This is a genomic window from Rhodovulum sp. FJ3 (genome assembly GCF_032918305.1).
In the GTDB taxonomy this organism is placed as follows: Bacteria; Pseudomonadota; Alphaproteobacteria; order Rhodobacterales; family Rhodobacteraceae; genus SAT37.
Genome location: NZ_JAWJUU010000001.1, coordinates 796445 through 812709, shown reverse-complemented (window position 1 = coordinate 812709; position 16265 = coordinate 796445). Strand labels below are relative to the sequence as shown.

Annotated in this window: 15 protein-coding genes; 7 read left to right on the top strand and 8 right to left on the bottom strand. The window is 61.2% G+C overall.

Going from position 1 to position 16265, the window contains the following annotated elements; all coding sequences use genetic code 11:
• Position 1: 1 nt before the first annotated feature.
• The gene (locus R1W00_RS04115; RefSeq protein ID WP_317261441.1) at positions 2-1162 is read right to left on the bottom strand and encodes an ABC transporter substrate-binding protein; all 1161 of its coding nucleotides are present in this window, start codon (positions 1160-1162) and stop codon (positions 2-4) included.
• 168 nt (positions 1163-1330) lie between these two features.
• On the opposite strand from R1W00_RS04115, the gene pedF reads away from it, so the two are divergent.
• The 6 genes from pedF (at position 1331) to R1W00_RS04085 (ending at position 7355) form a co-directional block, all read left to right on the top strand.
• Positions 1331-2023, top strand: a complete 693-nt coding sequence (pedF, locus tag R1W00_RS04110) for a cytochrome c-550 PedF (RefSeq protein WP_317261440.1) — start codon at positions 1331-1333, stop codon at positions 2021-2023.
• Positions 2024-2054: 31 nt separating this feature from the next.
• Positions 2055-2933 (top strand): substrate-binding periplasmic protein, encoded by an 879-nt coding sequence (locus R1W00_RS04105; protein ID WP_317261439.1) that lies wholly within the window; start codon positions 2055-2057, stop codon positions 2931-2933.
• A gap of 71 nt (positions 2934-3004) precedes the next feature.
• Positions 3005-3565 (top strand): carbon monoxide dehydrogenase subunit G, encoded by a 561-nt coding sequence (locus tag R1W00_RS04100; RefSeq protein ID WP_317261438.1) that lies wholly within the window; start codon positions 3005-3007, stop codon positions 3563-3565.
• Between the two features lie 48 nt (positions 3566-3613).
• Entirely contained in the window at positions 3614-4102 is a 489-nt protein-coding gene (locus R1W00_RS04095) for a (2Fe-2S)-binding protein (protein ID WP_317261437.1), read from the top strand.
• A 24-nt stretch (positions 4103-4126) separates the two neighbouring features.
• A complete protein-coding gene (locus R1W00_RS04090; protein ID WP_317261436.1) occupies positions 4127-6502 on the top strand; it encodes a xanthine dehydrogenase family protein molybdopterin-binding subunit in 2376 nt (791 codons plus the stop codon).
• A gap of 64 nt (positions 6503-6566) precedes the next feature.
• Positions 6567-7355, top strand: coding sequence for a xanthine dehydrogenase family protein subunit M (locus R1W00_RS04085; protein WP_317261435.1), 789 nt, complete (start codon positions 6567-6569; stop codon positions 7353-7355).
• A gap of 91 nt (positions 7356-7446) precedes the next feature.
• Here the strand turns inward: R1W00_RS04085 and R1W00_RS04080 are convergent, their stop codons facing one another.
• Positions 7447-8310 carry an FAD:protein FMN transferase gene (locus R1W00_RS04080; RefSeq protein WP_317261434.1) on the bottom strand — a complete coding sequence of 288 codons (864 nt, stop codon included), beginning with the start codon at positions 8308-8310 and terminating at the stop codon, positions 7447-7449.
• Entirely contained in the window at positions 8307-10343 is a 2037-nt protein-coding gene (locus R1W00_RS04075) for a 4Fe-4S binding protein (RefSeq protein ID WP_317261607.1), read from the bottom strand. Before R1W00_RS04075 ends, R1W00_RS04080 begins: the two co-directional genes overlap by 4 nt.
• Before the next feature lie 163 nt (positions 10344-10506).
• Here R1W00_RS04075 and R1W00_RS04070 point away from each other — a divergent pair, with 163 nt between their 5' ends.
• Complete coding sequence (locus R1W00_RS04070; protein ID WP_317261433.1) at positions 10507-11274, top strand: ABC transporter permease; 768 nt, start codon at positions 10507-10509, stop codon at positions 11272-11274.
• On the opposite strand, the gene R1W00_RS04065 is transcribed toward R1W00_RS04070, so the two are convergent.
• From R1W00_RS04065 to R1W00_RS04045, 5 genes are all read right to left on the bottom strand, one after another.
• Positions 11271-11729 (bottom strand): prepilin peptidase, encoded by a 459-nt coding sequence (locus R1W00_RS04065; RefSeq protein ID WP_317261432.1) that lies wholly within the window; start codon positions 11727-11729, stop codon positions 11271-11273. The two genes, R1W00_RS04070 and R1W00_RS04065, sit on opposite strands and share 4 nt — an antisense overlap.
• The gene (locus tag R1W00_RS04060) at positions 11726-12565 is read right to left on the bottom strand and encodes a helix-turn-helix transcriptional regulator (RefSeq protein ID WP_317261431.1); all 840 of its coding nucleotides are present in this window, start codon (positions 12563-12565) and stop codon (positions 11726-11728) included. The genes R1W00_RS04065 and R1W00_RS04060 overlap by 4 nt, the downstream gene beginning before the upstream one ends.
• Positions 12566-12894: 329 nt before the next feature.
• Entirely contained in the window at positions 12895-13887 is a 993-nt protein-coding gene (locus R1W00_RS04055) for a type II secretion system F family protein (protein ID WP_317261430.1), read from the bottom strand.
• Positions 13888-13896: 9 nt separating this feature from the next.
• A complete protein-coding gene (locus R1W00_RS04050; RefSeq protein ID WP_317261429.1) occupies positions 13897-14868 on the bottom strand; it encodes a type II secretion system F family protein in 972 nt (323 codons plus the stop codon).
• Positions 14865-16253, bottom strand: a complete 1389-nt coding sequence (locus tag R1W00_RS04045; RefSeq protein ID WP_317261428.1) for a CpaF family protein — start codon at positions 16251-16253, stop codon at positions 14865-14867. The genes R1W00_RS04050 and R1W00_RS04045 overlap by 4 nt, the downstream gene beginning before the upstream one ends.
• Positions 16254-16265: the final 12 nt, after the last annotated feature.

The following is a 16265-nucleotide window of genomic DNA, read 5'->3' as shown; positions in this document are numbered from 1 at the left end:
CTCAGTTGAATGCGGTACACGCGCTCTCGGGACGGTCGATGCCCAGCGTGTCCAGTTCGTTGTGTTGATGCAAAAAGCCGGGGAGGGGGGCGTTGGCCACCACCGCGCGTTCGGTCACAAGCGGGACCGTCTGGCGCAACTGCCCGTTCCAGTCGCGCCATGTCAGGGGACGCCCGCGAAACCCAGCAAGTTCAAAGTCATCTGACAGCATAAACGCGCGCAAGGTGTCTACCTCGCCCTGATTGGTGCGTGTGACGGCCTCCCCAATCGCGCGCACGGCGGCCCATGCGGCATAGTCGCGGGGGCGCATGTCGCGGGCAGATTGGTCGTTGAACCGCGATTGCAACTGGACCGCGCCCCATTGTTCGACCACGGGCGCCCATGTGCGTGGGCGCAAACCCTCGCTACCCGCAATGGGACGGGGTAGCCATGTGTTATAGGCGATGTAGCGCGCGAAATCGTCGGTCTCATCCGCGACAATCAGAACGTCGTACTCGCCGAAATCCTGTGTAAAGAGGGGGACCTCTTGGCTGGCGTTGCGGCGCATGTCGGCGTCAAAGGCCCAGTCCTTGCGCGCGCGGATTTTCAGACCGAATTTCGTGGCCGACCGTTCAAGGGCGGCGGCCCATTCCACGTCATCGGGGTGGGTGCCCGCGATCATCACGATGTCATCCCAACGCCGCGCCAAAAAGAACTGCATCATCGCATCGGCGCGCATGGCGTGAGACGGGATCGTGTGAAACAGGTTCGCGCGGCATTGATCGGACCGCAGGGCGTCGTCCTGTGCGGCGGCGTTAAAGATCATCGCCCCCTCGGCGGCGGGCAGGTCGGCGATTTGCAAAAGAACCTCGGCGGGCGCATCCAGAACCAAAAGGTCGGTTTGCGCCAGAATCTGCTCGGCGGCCCCGATCACATCGCCGTCCACCGGTACGTTCTGATCAATCAGTGTATAGGTCTGGCCCAAAAAACGGCCCGTGGTGTTGTTATCCGTCAGGCCAAGCGTCGCGCCCGCCAAACCCTCATTCTCGGGGATAGGGTCGAGATTCGACAAAACAGCGGGCTGGGGCACGTCTACGCGCAGAAATCCGATGTCCACTTGGGTCTCGGCCACAGCGGCAGAGGCCCCCAGTACAGTCGCACAGGCAAGCAGCAGTTTTTTCATCGTTTCCTCCCGCTTCGACCCTAAGTTGACCGCGCGCGAATGTGGAATGCGACCATGGTCTAACCGCGCGGGCGCGCGTGCGAACCCAATCGCAACCAAAGTCCAATATCGCCCGTTTCTGCGGCTGCGTAGAAGAGTGGCAAGACCGAAACTCTGGGAGGAGCTGAAATGATTCACTCGCGCCTGCTGGCGGGCATTGCCGCCGCAACTCTTGCAACCGCTACCCTTGTTAACGCGCATGGCGATGTCGCCCCGCAACCGGTGAACACCGATGCGCTGCCCGATGTGGGCGAAGAGTGGCTGACCGAAAACCCCTATCGTGCCGAAGAGGCCGGTGAGGAAGTCTGGGCCGCCGCCGTCAAAATCGGTTCGTCGGGCTACAACCAGAACTGCGCGCGCTGCCACGGCCTTGAGGTGATCTCGGGCGGTCTGGCACCTGACCTGCGCTTCCTCGAAGCCGAAGAATACGGCGATGAGTGGTTCATGGAGCGTTTCATCCACGGCTACACCCAGAACGGCATCACCAAGATGCCTGCCTTCGGTGAACTGCTGGGCCAAAAGGCCGCTTGGGCGATCCGCACTTATGTTGAAACCCGTCCCGATGACGCCGCAATCGAAGATGCAAGCCCCGCTCTGAAGGGTATTCGCGACGATCTCGCTGCTGCGGCAGAGGGTGGTTCGGTCGACACCGGTGCGGTGATCGGTCAACTGCGTGAAATCGCGGGTCAGATCGAAACCCTGTCGGGTGCGCCCGTTGCAGATAGCATCGCCTATCGTGCTGCAAACGCTCTGGAAGCCAATGGCGAGGCTTACGCAGAGGCAGCAGAGATCTTGACCATTGGTCTGTCGGCTGCACACTAAGCACATGTTTGGGGGGGTAAAGCGGCTCGTATTGGGATGTACAATTGCGCTGGGGCTGACGGCCCCGGCGTATGCCGCAGATCCGTGCGCGGATTACACCCCCCAAGCAAAACCGCAAAATGCCAGCCGCGATATCGTCGGGCAGGACATCGACCAGATCATGGATCAGGGTTCGATGTTGTTTGCGGTCTATGAGGACTATCCGCCCTATTCCTACATGGAAGGGGGCAAGCCCAAGGGCGTCGATGTTGAAATCGCGCGCCTGATTGCCGAGGATCTGGGTGTCGAGGCGCGGTTCAGCTTTGTTGCCGCTGCCGAGAACCTAGAGGCCGATCTGCGGTTCAACCTGTGGAAAGGTGCCTTAATCGGTGGCCGTATCGCAAATGTGATGATGCGGGTGCCCTATAACAGCGCCTTTCGCTGTCGGGTCGAACAGGTGACATTCACCGGTCAATACACCGAAGAATCCATCGCCATCGCCTATGCGAAATCCGAATATCCTGAGGAAAAACCGATCCCTGCCTATTTCCGGATCGATACGGTCGCGGTCGAGAATGACTCGATTTCCGACTTTTATCTGTCTGGGTTCGCGGGCGGACAACTGCTTGCAAATATTCGCCGTTACCCCACGATGGACCAAGCGATGCAAGCATTGGCCCGAGGAGAGGTGATGGCGGCAATGGGACCTCTGGGACAGCTTGAGGCAGGCATGACCGATGACATCGGCGTGCACCAACCGCCGTTGGCGGGCTTTGCCGTCAGCAAATGGACCTTGGGCGTTGGCGTGCATTTCGCCTATCGCGGCCTGTCCTATGCGGTGGATGATGCGATTTATGCGGCCCTGCAAGATGGGCGAATTGAACAGATTTTTAACGACTACGGCCTGAGTTTCCAGCCGCCCGTCCGCTAAGGCTAACACCTTAGTCGAATAAGAAGCGCGGCCATCAGGCACTAACATCGAAACGAGGATGGAGACGAACCATGAAACTAAGTGATTCCCGTGAGATCAAAGCCGACCGCGCAACGGTGTGGGCCGCTCTGCTGAACGCAGACGTGCTCAAGGCGTGTGTGCCTGGCTGTCAGGAAATGTCCGGCTCGCCCGAAGAAGGGTTCGAGGCCACCGTCGTTCAAAAAGTTGGCCCCGTAAAGGCGACCTTCAAAGGTGCGGTGACCCTGTCGGACATGGATGCCCCCAACAGCGTGACCCTGTCGGGCGAAGGCAAAGGCGGCGCAGCGGGTTTCGCCAAAGGTGGCGCGGATGTTCGTCTGGAAGAAATCCCCGGTGGTACGCGTCTGATCTATGACGTCGAAGCCAAGGTTGGTGGTAAGCTGGCCCAGCTGGGTAGCCGCATCATCGACGGTTTTGCCAAGAAAATGGCGGATCAGTTCTTTGAGCGTTTCCAGCAAGAAGTCGAAGGCCCCGAGGCCGCAGCCGAAGAAGCCGCGCCCGTAATGGCCGAGGCTGCACCGGCTGCTGCTGCACCGGCAGAAGAGGCCGCACCGGCCAAGAAAGGTTTCCTCAAGCGCATGTTTGGCGGCTGAGGCACGAGATAAACAAACAAGAACGTATATCGGTTTAGGGAGGATCTAATGACAAAGATCACGATGACGGTGAACGGGAAGTCCTACAGCGGTGAGGTCGAAGGCCGCACGCTGTTGGTGAATTTCCTGCGCGAAACGCTGAGCTTGACCGGCACCCACGTCGGCTGTGACACGTCGCAATGCGGCGCCTGTACGGTCCATGTGAACGGTCAAAACGTAAAATCCTGCACCATGTTTGCTGTTGAGGCAGACGGCGCAGACGTGACCACGGTCGAAGGCATTGCCGCGCCCGACGGCACGCTGAGCACGGTTCAGCAGGCGTTTCAGGATTATCACGGCCTGCAGTGCGGTTTCTGCACTCCGGGCATGATCATGACCGCGACCAAGCTGCTAGAGAACAACCCCAAGCCGACCGAGCACGAAGTGCGCGAGTACCTTGAGGGCAACATCTGCCGCTGCACCGGTTACCACAACATCGTCAAAGCGATCATGGCAGCTTCTGGTCAAGAAGTTACGCCCGTCGCCGCGGCCGAATAAGAACAAGGTTAAGGGAGAGAGACTATGCCCAAAGATAGCGGCATCGGCGCCAGCAGCAAGCGGCGCGAAGACGTCCGGTTTCTGACCGGCGTTGGCAACTACACCGACGACATCAATATGCACGGTCAGACCTTTGCCTACTTCCTGCGTTCGGAAGTGGCACATGGTAAGATCACCAACCTCGATATCGCAGACGCATCGGCCATGCCGGGCGTTCTGAAAATCTTTACGGCTGATGATCTGACGGCTGCGGGCGGCGTGCCCTGCGGTTGGCAGGTGACCGACCGTTTTGGCAACCCGATGCAGGAACCCAAGCACCCGATCCTCGCCGAGGGCAAGGTGCGCCACGTGGGTGATCCGATCGCCTGTGTTGTTGCAGAGACCCTGGAACAGGCCCGCGATGCCGCCGAAGCGATCGAGCTGGACATCGAAGAGCTTGAGGCCGTCATCGACATGAAGGCCGCTCTGAACGACGGCGCCACCAAGGTGCACGACGATCTGGACAACAACCTCTGCTATGACTGGGGTTTCGTTGAAGAGAACCGTGATGCCGTTGATGAGGCGATCAAAAACGCCCACCATGTGACCACTCTGGAACTGACGAACAACCGTCTGGTCCCGAACCCGATGGAACCCCGCGTTGCCATCGGTGACTATTCGCGTGGCAAGGACGAATACACCCTCTACACCACCTCGCAGAACCCCCATGTCATCCGTTTGTTGATGGGTGCCTTTGTTCTGAGCATCCCCGAGCACAAGCTGCGCGTGGTTGCCCCTGACGTTGGTGGCGGTTTCGGCTCGAAGATCTACCACTATGCCGAAGAGGCGATGGTGACCTTTGCGTCCAAAGTGGTGAACCGTCCGGTCAAATGGACCTGCTCGCGCTCCGAGGCCTTCGTTTCCGATGCCCACGGTCGTGACCACGTCACCAAGATCGAACTGGCGATGGACGAAAACCACATGTTCACCGCGGTCCGCACCGAGACCTACGCGAACATGGGTGCCTATCTGTCGACCTTTGCGCCGTCGATCCCGACGTGGCTGCACGGGACGCTGATGGCTGGTAACTACAAAACCCCGCTGGTCTATGTGAACGTCAAAGCCGTGTTCACGAACACTGTTCCGGTTGATGCCTATCGTGGCGCAGGTCGCCCCGAAGCGACCTATCAGCTTGAGCGCGTTGTCGACAAAGCCGCCCGCGAAGTGGGAATGGATCCGGCAGAACTGCGTCGTAAGAACTTTATCAAACCTGAAGAGTTCCCCTATCAGACGCCGGTTGCGGTTGTTTATGACACCGGTAACTACCACGCGACCCTCGAAAAGGGTCTGGAGATGGTTGATTACGCCAACTTCGACAAGCGCGTTGCGGAGTCCAAAGCCCGCGGCAAGCTGCGCGGTCTGGGCCTTGCCCACTTCATCGAGGCCTGCGGTATCGCACCGTCGAACCTCGTTGGTCAGCTGGGTGCCCGTGCGGGTCTCTATGAATCGGCAACGGTGCGTGTGAACGCCACCGGCGGTCTGGTCGTCATGACCGGTTCGCACAGCCACGGCCAAGGCCACGAAACCAGCTTTGCCCAAGTTGTTGCCGACATGATCGGGATCGACGAAAACATGGTCGAAATCGTCCACGGTGACACCAACAATGCCCCGATGGGCATGGGCACCTACGGTTCGCGTTCGATCGCGGTTGGTGGCTCGGCCATGGTGCGTGCGACCGAGAAAATCATCGCCAAGGCCAAAAAGGTTGCGTCGCACCTGTTGGAAGCCAGCGAGGGTGACATCGAACTGAAGGACGGCGCGTTCAGCGTGGCCGGCACCGACAAGTCGATCACTTGGGGCGAGGTTTGCTTGGCTGCTTATGTGCCGCACAACTACCCGCTTGAGGATCTGGAGCCGGGTCTCGAAGAGACAGCGTTCTACGATCCCTCGAACTTTACCTACCCGTCGGGCGCCTACATCTGTGAGGTCGAGGTCGATGAGGAAACCGGTAAGGTGGACATCCTTGGCTTTACCGCTGCGGACGACTTTGGCAACGTCATCAACCCGATGATTGTTGAGGGTCAGGTGCACGGTGGTGTGGCACAAGGGATCGGTCAGGCGATGCTGGAAAACACCGTTTATGATGAAAACGGCCAGCTGCTGACGGGGAGCTACATGGACTATGCGATGCCGCGCGCCGCAGACGTCCCGAACTTCTCGGTTGACCATTCATGCGTGACGCCCTGTACGCACAACCCGCTTGGCGTAAAGGGCTGTGGTGAGGCCGGTGCGATCGGTTCGCCGCCCGCGGTTGTCAACGCTGTGATTGATGCTCTGCATCGTGGTGGTCATACCCATGTCGAACATATCGACATGCCGGTCAGCCCCGCGCGTGTCTGGGCCGCAATCAACAACAAATAAGCCGTGATGGCGCGTCTGTCGGTCCGTTTCGCGGGCCGGCGGGCAACCCAAGGGAGAACGTAAAATGCATAACTTCGAATTGGTAAAACCCACCACGGTGGAAGAAGCCGTCGCGGCCCTGCAAGGTGATGATGCTCAGCCGCTTTCGGGGGGTCAGACCCTGATCCCGACGATGAAACAGCGTCTGGCAGGCTCCGAGCAACTGGTCAGCCTGACCGGTATCGCGTCGATGCAAGGTGTGACCATCTCGGGCAGCACCATCACCATCGGCGGTGCCACCACCCACGCAACCGTTTCGGCAGAGGTCGCTGCAACCTATCCGGCGCTGTCCGCGCTGGCCGGTCGCATCGGTGATCCGGCGGTCCGTAACCGTGGCACCATCGGCGGCAGCGTCGCCAACAACGACCCCGCAGCGTGCTATCCGTCGGCCGTTCTGGCCTCGGGCGCGACCGTTGTCACCAACAGCCGTGAAATCGCCGCAGACGACTTTTTCCAAGGCATGTTCGCCACGGATCTGGAAGAGGGCGAGATCATCACCGCCGTGCGCTTCCCCGTGCCGGAGAAAGCCAGCTATCAAAAGTTCGAGCAGCCCGCGTCGCGCTTTTCGCTGGTTGGCGTGTTCGTCGCCAAATTCGCGGATGGTGTCCGCGTTGCGGTGACCGGCGCAGGCGAAGACGGTGTGTTCCGTTGGGCAGAGGCCGAAGCGGCCCTGTCGGCGAACTTCTCGGCCGCTGCGGTTGAGGCGCTTGACCTGCCGAGCGAAGCTCTGATCACCGACCTGCACGGGACCGCGGAATACCGCGCGCACCTGATCAAGGTCCTGACCAAGCGCGGCGTCAACGAAGCCGTATAAGGTTTACGCGGGTCGGCGATGTCCGGCCCGTACCCAAAATGAAAACCCCCGCCCGATTGGGCGGGGGTTTGCTGTTTTAGTGGATTGGCGCCTAGACCGTCCGGATGTTCCCGTCAAAATCGACGGCGGTGATGCGGGTGAGGTCGAGGGCCTGTTTGACACGGGCGAAATCCGTGAGTGGTGTCAGCGTCAGTGCGGTTGAGGCGGCATCGGCGCGGGTCGCGCTGGGGGCTTCGACCGATACGGTAGACCAGAGCGGCGCGCCGCCCTGTGGGTGGTGGATATGGGGCGCGGTGCCGCGCAGATCGGCAAGGGGGCTGGACGTCGCAATTGCGCCGTTGCGTAGGCGACGGGTGGCGACGACGTCGGTCAGCGGGTCGGCAATCCCCACGGTCCAAGGGCCACCCAACGCAGCGAATTCCCCCATGTTGACCAAGCAATCGGTCAGCCCGTGATCGCGTAACGTCGCGGTGACCATGTCGGTAATGGCCCCTTGGGCGATGCCGTTCAGCGTGATGGTTTGACCCGCGCCAAGGGTGATCGCATCCGGTGCGATTTGCACGCGGGTCCAGTCGATCAGGGACGGGTCGGCATTCGGCGTTTGCCACAGGGTTTGGACGGTCGGGTCGAACAGGCCATTGGTGGCCGCGTGAACAGTGTTCGCCTCGCCCAGGAGGTTAAGGAATTCCGGCGGTGGTGGCCGCAGGTGGCCGGTGCGGTTCAACTGGGACAGGGTCGAGGTCGGATCGTAGAGGCTAAACAACGCCTCTCCTCGTCGCAGGGTGTTGATGGCCGCATTCAGGGCGGCGCGGGTCAGGTCCGAGGGGCCGCGCAGGGTGATCTCGGCCTGTCCCCCAAGAGCATAGCCGCGCCATGTCGATGCGGTGGCCATACGCGGGGCCACGGCCATCGCGGCAGAGATCGTCAGGAACCGGCGGCGGGTCAATTGCGTCATTTGGCGGCCATCCTTTGGCTGCGTTTCTGGGCCAGAACCAGCGGCACGCAGGTGTCTTTGTTGTCGTGAATCGTCACACAGTCGAGGCATTGGAAACACTCGGAATACTGGATCTCGCCGGTTTTCTTGATCGCGTTATAGCCGCATTTCACCTTACACAGCTGGCAGGGGGAGCCGCATTCGATCCGGCGGGGGATCCATTTGCGGATGCGCAGAACCCCGCCAATCGCCATCACCGCACCAAGCGGGCAGACATAGCGGCAGAACCCTTTGAAAAGCATCGTGCCGAGGATCAGCCAGAACGCCGCATAGGCCACGTAATACCAGTCGCGGATGAAAAACACGGTGATCGCGGTTTTAAACGGCTCGATCTCGGCGGCGGTTTCGGTGTGCTCGGGCGTGACGAATGCGGTGACGATGAGACCGGCCAGCGACAGGTATTTCACGACCTTCAGGCGTTGGTCCCACGCGTTCGACGGTTTGATTTCCGGCAGGCGCAGGGCGCGGCCAATGTGGTGTGCGAATTCCTGTAGCGCGCCATAGGGGCACAGCCAGCCACAGAAATACCCGCGCCCCCACAGGACAAACCCGACGATCACAAAGGCCCAGATCAAGAGAGAGAACGGGTCGTACAAAAGGAACCCGAACGATCCGCCCTCAACCGCCGTGCGCAGGGTGCCAAGGACGGTGACGATGGAGAGCTGTCCCTGTCCCCACCAGCCGACAAAGCCGACGACAAAGGCGAGAATGCCAAGGCGGATCGGGGTAAACATGCGCGTGCCCGCAAGGGCCGATTGCCGCCATGCCAAAGCCGCCGTCAGCCCCGTCAGGAACACCGCCAGAATGATCAGATCGGTCTGGCGGTTGCGCAGCGCCTCTAGCCACGGGGGGGCCGGTTTGATGACCTCGGGGCGGGTAAAAAACCGCTCGGGCGTGCTATGGGTCAGGGTCATGTCGACCGAACCGGCCTCGGGGCGGAACATGCCATGTTCGCGCACGGCCCGCACGCTAAGCGTCCAGTCGGACGTGGGATCAAACCCAAGGCGGCGGTCCGTGCGCAGGATCAGGCGCGGGGCATCATGCAGCTCTGCTGGGAGGTCAGGATGCAGATCGGCCAACAGGTCGGCATCGCGCAATGCGATGGGAAAGCCGCCCTGAGACGCGCTGATCCAGTCGGGGGAGGTGTTGCGCACGAAATCTTCGGACACGAGGCCATGGCGGCCCGCGCCGATGACCAGAATGGGTTCATCCGAGGTCGAGATGGACAGGAAATCGTTCAATTCGCGCGTGCCACTATCGGACAGAACCGCGCGTGCGATCGAGGGCGGGCCAAGGTCAACGACATAAAGGTCGAGAAAGGTCTCGTCCGGTTCATCCGTCGCAAAGGGGTCGTCGAATTCCCAGATCGTGCCCTTGAACAGGTCCTGCACCTCGGCGTTGGTAAAGGTCTTGCGCTGAACGATGCCGGTGTCGAGCAGGTCCTGCCATGTCAGGTCCTCGGCGTAGTCGGGGTTGGGGTGCGCAGGCGGGCCGGTGCGGATGCCGCCCATCTTTTCGCGCGCGACCTGTAGGGCGGCGGCAAGGATGCTCTCATGGGCGATGCGGACGCTGGCCGTGGCCTTGGTCACACCGTCCAGATAGACCAGCGCACTGCCGTCACTGCCCGATCCATAAGGGGTGCCGACGACCAGCGTGTCGGAAATCGAATGGCCGCGATATTGCTCCATGAATTTATGGAACGGGGCCTCTCCCAAACCGGAGACAAAGATCGGTTCGTTATGGGACAACAGCCGTACGTCCAGAAACCGCCCGTCCGTGTCCAGCGTCACCAGCATGTTGATCGGCGCGCCCGAGAACCCCGGCAAGGGCGCCATGGGTTCGGTTTCAAACACATAGCCCGCCGGTGCCCCGCCCGAGTTCAGCAATTCCCAAACGCCATTGTCGTTCAGCGGCTCACCCAATTCAAAGGGCGGCACGATCAGCGGCGCAATATCATCTCGTTGTAATGTGTCGGCGAACACTGCTTGGGCCATGGCAATCACGGCGCAAATCAGTCCCAGCACATTCCTCCCAAAAGTGCTCATGGCGCGAGACTAGGCAGGGGCGTTCGGGCGAAATATACGACCATGGTCGAAACACATGCGAATGTCCTTTGGTGTTTGCGGGGGAACTGGCATTTTGGGGGCGGAGGAGCCCATGACAAACACCCGTTTTCCCGTGACTTTTACGTCGCTTGCCATGCTGGGCGGGCTCTGGGTTGTGGCAGCATGGCTGACCGATGATCCGACCACTTTGCCAAGTCCTTGGATTGTTGGGGGACTTATCTGGAAACTCGCCCAGTCGGGTGAGCTTGCGACGCATGTTCTGGCCACATTGGGGCGGGTTGCGGCGGCCTTTGTTCTGGCGATGGGGATCGGGTCGGTCCTAGGGGTGGTTATGGGCCGTTCGGCGGCGTTGGACCGTTGGATGGCGCCGTGGATCACAATGTTGTTAAACGTGCCCGCGCTGGTGGTGATTGTCCTGTGCTACCTGTGGATCGGTCTGAACGAGACGGCGGCGATTGTGGCGGTGGCCGTGAACAAGACCGCGATGGTGGCCGTGACCCTGCGCGAGGGCGTGCGCGCGATGGATCCGGCGTTGGACGACATGGCGCGGGTGCAACGCATGTCGCGCATCGCTTGGGCGCGCCATATCCTGTGGCCACAGCTGGCGCCGTTCGTCGCCTCGGCCACGCGCAATGGTCTGGCGATCATCTGGAAAATCGTTCTGGTGGTGGAATTCTTGGGCCGGTCCAACGGGGTCGGGTTCCAAATCCACCTGTATTTCTCGCTGTTCGAGACGGGATATGTTCTGGCGTACGCGCTTAGCTTTGTCGCGGTGATGTTCGTGATCGAATACGGCGTCGTCCAAAGCTGGGAGCGGCGCGCGACACGGTGGCGTCGCGCGGGTCTGCAACGCGCCTAAAGCGTCATCAACATCGGCCCGATCCCCGCGGCGGCAAAGGCCGGACCCATCGGCATACGGTCGGGATGGGCGATGGCGCGCAAATCGGCGCGCGCGGCCACGGGAATGCGGCGCGCCACCGCCAACAGGGCAATGGTACCCACGACCCCAACGGCCAGCAGGATCAGCGCCATCTGCCACTGCAGCGGCGAAATGAACAGCGTTAGAACCGGCAGGAATTTCGCATCCCCCCCACCCATCAGGCGCATCGAAAACGCGATCAGGGCGACGGCAAACACCGCCGCCGCCGCGGTCATGCGCAGCACGATATCGGTGGTGGTCAGGAACGGCGCGCAGGCCACGAACAGGGCCAGCCCCAACAGGACCAACGCGTTCGGGATGCGCAGCCACCGCATGTCATACCACGCCACCACCAACAACAGCGCGGTGATGGCCCCCATCATGGCTATGCTCATGCCACGGCACCGGCAAGGCCAAGGTGGGTGGCGGGCTCGGCGCTCATCAAGGCGTAGATCAGGTCGCTTTGGCCGGTGGTGCCGGTCTTGGCGTAGATGTTGCGAAGATGGGTGCGCATGGTGGAATTGGTGATGGCCAGTTCCGACTGGATTTGCGGCTTGCTCAACCCGCGGCTCAGCATCAGGCACACACGGTATTCCGCGCGGCTGAGGCGGCAGGGGTTTTCATAACTGAGGATCGGGGCCGCCGTGACAGGCTGCGGACGGCGCGCACGGTTCAGCATGCTTTCGGTCAGAACGCCCGGCGTGCGGTTTTTCCACGTCTGCGCCATGGTCGCGGCGAACATGTTGATCAGGCCGACCTCGGCGGGGCCGATGGCATGGGCGAAATGCAGCTCAAACAGGACGTAGTGTTTTTCGTCCATGCCCAGAGGGATCACGGCCGTTTCAACAAAACCACGTGCGCGGTGAAAGGCGTGCAGGGCGTCGTTGTCGCCCTCATCCAGCATCGAGTGCAACCAGACGCTGCCCGGTTTGGCCATGGTGGCATAGGCACCCAGCATGTCCTGACCGAACCCGCCCTGAACGCTGGGCGTGCGATGGGCATGGGGTGCGTTGTCGGCAATAAGCCCGCGATAGGCATCGCCCGACACACGGCTATAGCGCGTCAGGATCGCCATATCGGCAAGAACCGCGTCTTTGATGGAATGTAGCGCGTTGATCAGCGGGCTCTTGCCCTGCAATGCTTCGCACCAGTTTGCGATGGCGGCGATCCCGCCGGCTGCGCTGGGGACGGTGGAAACCGGACCCCCCATGATCTTGGACATATCGCCCATAACTTGCCCCCAAGTTACTGTTTACACAACACAGATCCGGCGGGTTTGGGTATGCCACCCGATCTAAGGATGGGTAAGGCAAGAGCCATGCCAACCTTCGGGGGGAAATCTGTCAAAAGGCGTTTTGGCGACAGAATCGGGGAAAGTTGCCGCTTGGCCTTAAGGAAATCAGGCGCGCGGACGACAGAGTCTGACGGCGGTATTATATCTACAAGATGGATTAATTCGCCCAAAGGGATAGGTCGCGCGAAAATGGGGGGATATCGGGCGGGTGTCGCGCGATGCGTCAGGTGTCGGAAATGCAATGGCGAATGTCAGTATTTTGACGTCTATCCGCCGAAATACCGGATGTACCGGATCAAGACCGGCCCAACCGTCAACAGGATCAGCGCAGGCAACATGAACCCCGCCAGAACGGCGGACATTTTCACCGGCAGCTTGTTCGCCATTTCCTGCGCACGCAATTCGCGCATCTCGCGCAGCTCATCGGCATAGGTGATCAGGGCCTCGGACATGCCTGTGCCGAATTGCATCGACTGCACCACGACGTTGGCGAAGGACCGTACGGTATCCACACCGGTACGCGCGGCCATGTCGGCAAGGGCGGCCTCACGCGCGCGGCCCGCTTGGACCTGACGCTGAACGCTCAGGAATTCAAACGCGATGTCGGGCGAAATCTCGGAGAGCTCATTGCCCACCCGCGTCATCGCCGCGTCAAACCCCAGACCGGATTCGACCGAAATCTGCATCAGGTCCAGCGCGTTGGGAAAGCTTTCTTCGATCCGGCGTTTGCGTTCGGCCAGACGCCCGTTCAGCCAATAGACCGGCCCAAAGAACCCCAGCGCGACCAGCACCGTTAGTGTCTGGAAGGTCTGCAAACTGTTCATGCGGCCAAAGGGCAGCACCTGTTCAAACGGCAGGCTAAGACCCGGCACGCGGCTGAGATAAATCAGGACCAACAGAACCGCAGGGATGGCAAAGCCCAGCATCGCCCGCACGATTGTAAAGTTGATCAAGGCGCGCGGCCCGTTGAATCCCGCCTGTGCCAGTTTCTGTTGCAGCGCAGTACGCTCGGCCTGATCGCCGGGCAGGATGGTTTTCATCAATCCGCCGGGCGTTTGGGTCGGCGTGTGCAGGAACCCGCGTTCATCGCGGTGCAGGCGTTTGTTGGTGCGGCTGATGCGCTCGGCTGCAGGGTTGCGGTCATTGACGAAGCTGACGGCGGCAAAGAACACCAACAGCAATCCGATCCCGACCCCGATTGAGATCACAGTTTCGGTGGAACTGAACACAGCGCCAAGGCGGGCTAAAACCTGATCCATCACGGCCCCCTACATCCGGAAATTGGTGATTTTGCGCAGGATGAGAAAGTTCAGCACGGTGAAGAACACGATGCTGGACATCATCGGAACGAACATCGGGTCCTCGCGCACGCCGCCGAAATAGTCGGGCGACGAGACCGAGGTGACGGCGAAGATCGCCACCGGCAGACCCGACAGGAACCACGCGGTCAAACGGCCCTCGGACGTGATCGCCTTGATCTTGCGGCGCATGGTGATGCGGTTGCGGATCACGCGGGACAGCACTTGGATCACACGGCCCAGATCGCCGCCGGTGCCGTATTGGATGCCGATGCTGGCCGACAGGTAATGCACGTCCTCTATGTCCACGCGTTCGGCGAATTCCGAAAAGGCATCGGTCAGGTCGTCGCCATAGCTGATGCTGTCGAAAATGATCCCGAACTCGGCGGCGATAGGGTCGGCCATCTGCTGGGCCACGGCACCGATAGAATTGTTCAGGGGATGCCCAACCTTGAGCCCCCGCGCCAACAGGTCCAGCGCGTCGGGCAATTGATGCACCATCGTGTCCATGCGTTTCTTGCGGATATGGCGCAGGATCGCGACGGGGATCAACAGGCCCACAGTCACGCCCAAGGCGACCCCGCCCAGCGGGTTCAGAACCTGCACAGCCGCCGCGCCGAACCCGATGGTCAGGGTCAGGCACAGGATCAGAAACACTTGCGGTTTCATGCGCACCCCCGCCTGCGTCAACAGGGCGGGCAGGTTGCCGATAAAGGGCAGGTTGGACAGGGGCCCCGCATTCTGGCGGGGTTTTAGGAGGGCTAGCAGCTCGGCCGTGGATTTCCCCTCGGCCAGCATCCGCATCCGGCGGTTGCGCACCTCGCCCAGGTTTTCCTTGCGTCCCATCATCTGGGCCAGACCCGTAAAGGCCAGCAAAACCCCAAGCGCGACGCCCGTGTAGATCAGATAGATGAATTCCTGACGTTGCAGCAGATCGCTCATTCTGCGCCCCCCTGATGCACAAAGATCGACGGATCAAGGCGCACGCCTGCGGCCATCAGTTGGTCCCAGCACTGGGGGCGGATGCCGGTCGACACGAATTCCCCGATCACATCGCCCTGATCGGTTTTCCCACGGCGGCGGAACACGAAAATGTCCTGCATGGTGACCACGTCGCCCTCAAGGCCGGTCAGTTCCGAGATGCTCATCACCTTGCGTTTGCCGTCCGACAGGCGGTTCAACTGCACCACGAAATGCAGGCCCGCCGCGATCTGGGCGCGAATGGCACTCAGGGGGAAATCCATGCCCATCATGGTGACCATCTGTTCCACACGGCCCACGGCATCGCGGGCGGTGTTGGCGTGGACCGTGGTCATCGACCCGTCGTGGCCGGTGTTCATCGCCTGAAGCATGTCAAACGCCTCGGCGCCACGGACCTCGCCCACGATGATGCGGTCGGGCCGCATCCGCAGCGCGTTGCGCAGCAGGTCGCGTTGATCGACCGCGCCGGTGCCCGATGGTGTCGGGGCCTTGGTTTCCAGACGCACCACATGGGCCTGTTGCAGTTGCAATTCGGCGGCGTCTTCGATGGTGACAATGCGTTCGGTCTTGCCGATGCTGGCCGACATCGCGTTCAGCATGGTGGTCTTGCCCGACCCCGTCCCGCCCGAGATCAGAACGTTGCGCCGCGCCGAGACGATGGCGTGCAGAAACTGCGCCGCCGCACCGTTCAGCGCGCCATGCCCGACCAGTTTATCCATGGTCAGGGGTGAGGTCGAAAATTTCCGGATCGACATGGACGGCCCGTCAATCGCACAGGGGCGGATGATGGCGTTGACGCGGCTGCCGTCCTCTAGGCGGGCATCGACCCACGGGTTGCTTTCGTCGATGCGGCGTCCGACGCGGCTGACGATTTTGTCGATGATGCGTAGCAGATGGCGTTCGTCGCGAAACCGCGTGGGCGTGCGTTCCAGAACGCCGCGCCGTTCGACAAAGACGTTGCGATGCCCGTTGATCAGGATGTCGCTGACGGTCGGATCGGCCAGCAGGGGTTCCAGCGGACCAAGGCCCAGAACCTCATCCAGCAATTCATCCACCAGCGCCTTGAACGCCTCGGCGCGCAGGGTCGGCCCGTCTTGGGACAGTTCCTGAGTGACTAGTGTGGCGACCTCGCGGCGCAGCTCTTCGGTTTCGATCTTGTCGATGACGGCAAGGTTCATCCGGTCCAGCAGGACATCGTGCAGGCGGCTTTTCAGTTCCAGCGACTGTTGCAGGGCGATGTCATCGGGGCTGGGCCCCGGTGCGGGGGCGTCAACCGCGGTCGCCGGTTGCAGCGGGACCACCTTGGCCGAGGGTTGGGCTGGTTCTTTGTGAAAGCTCCGGAACATGATCTATCCCCC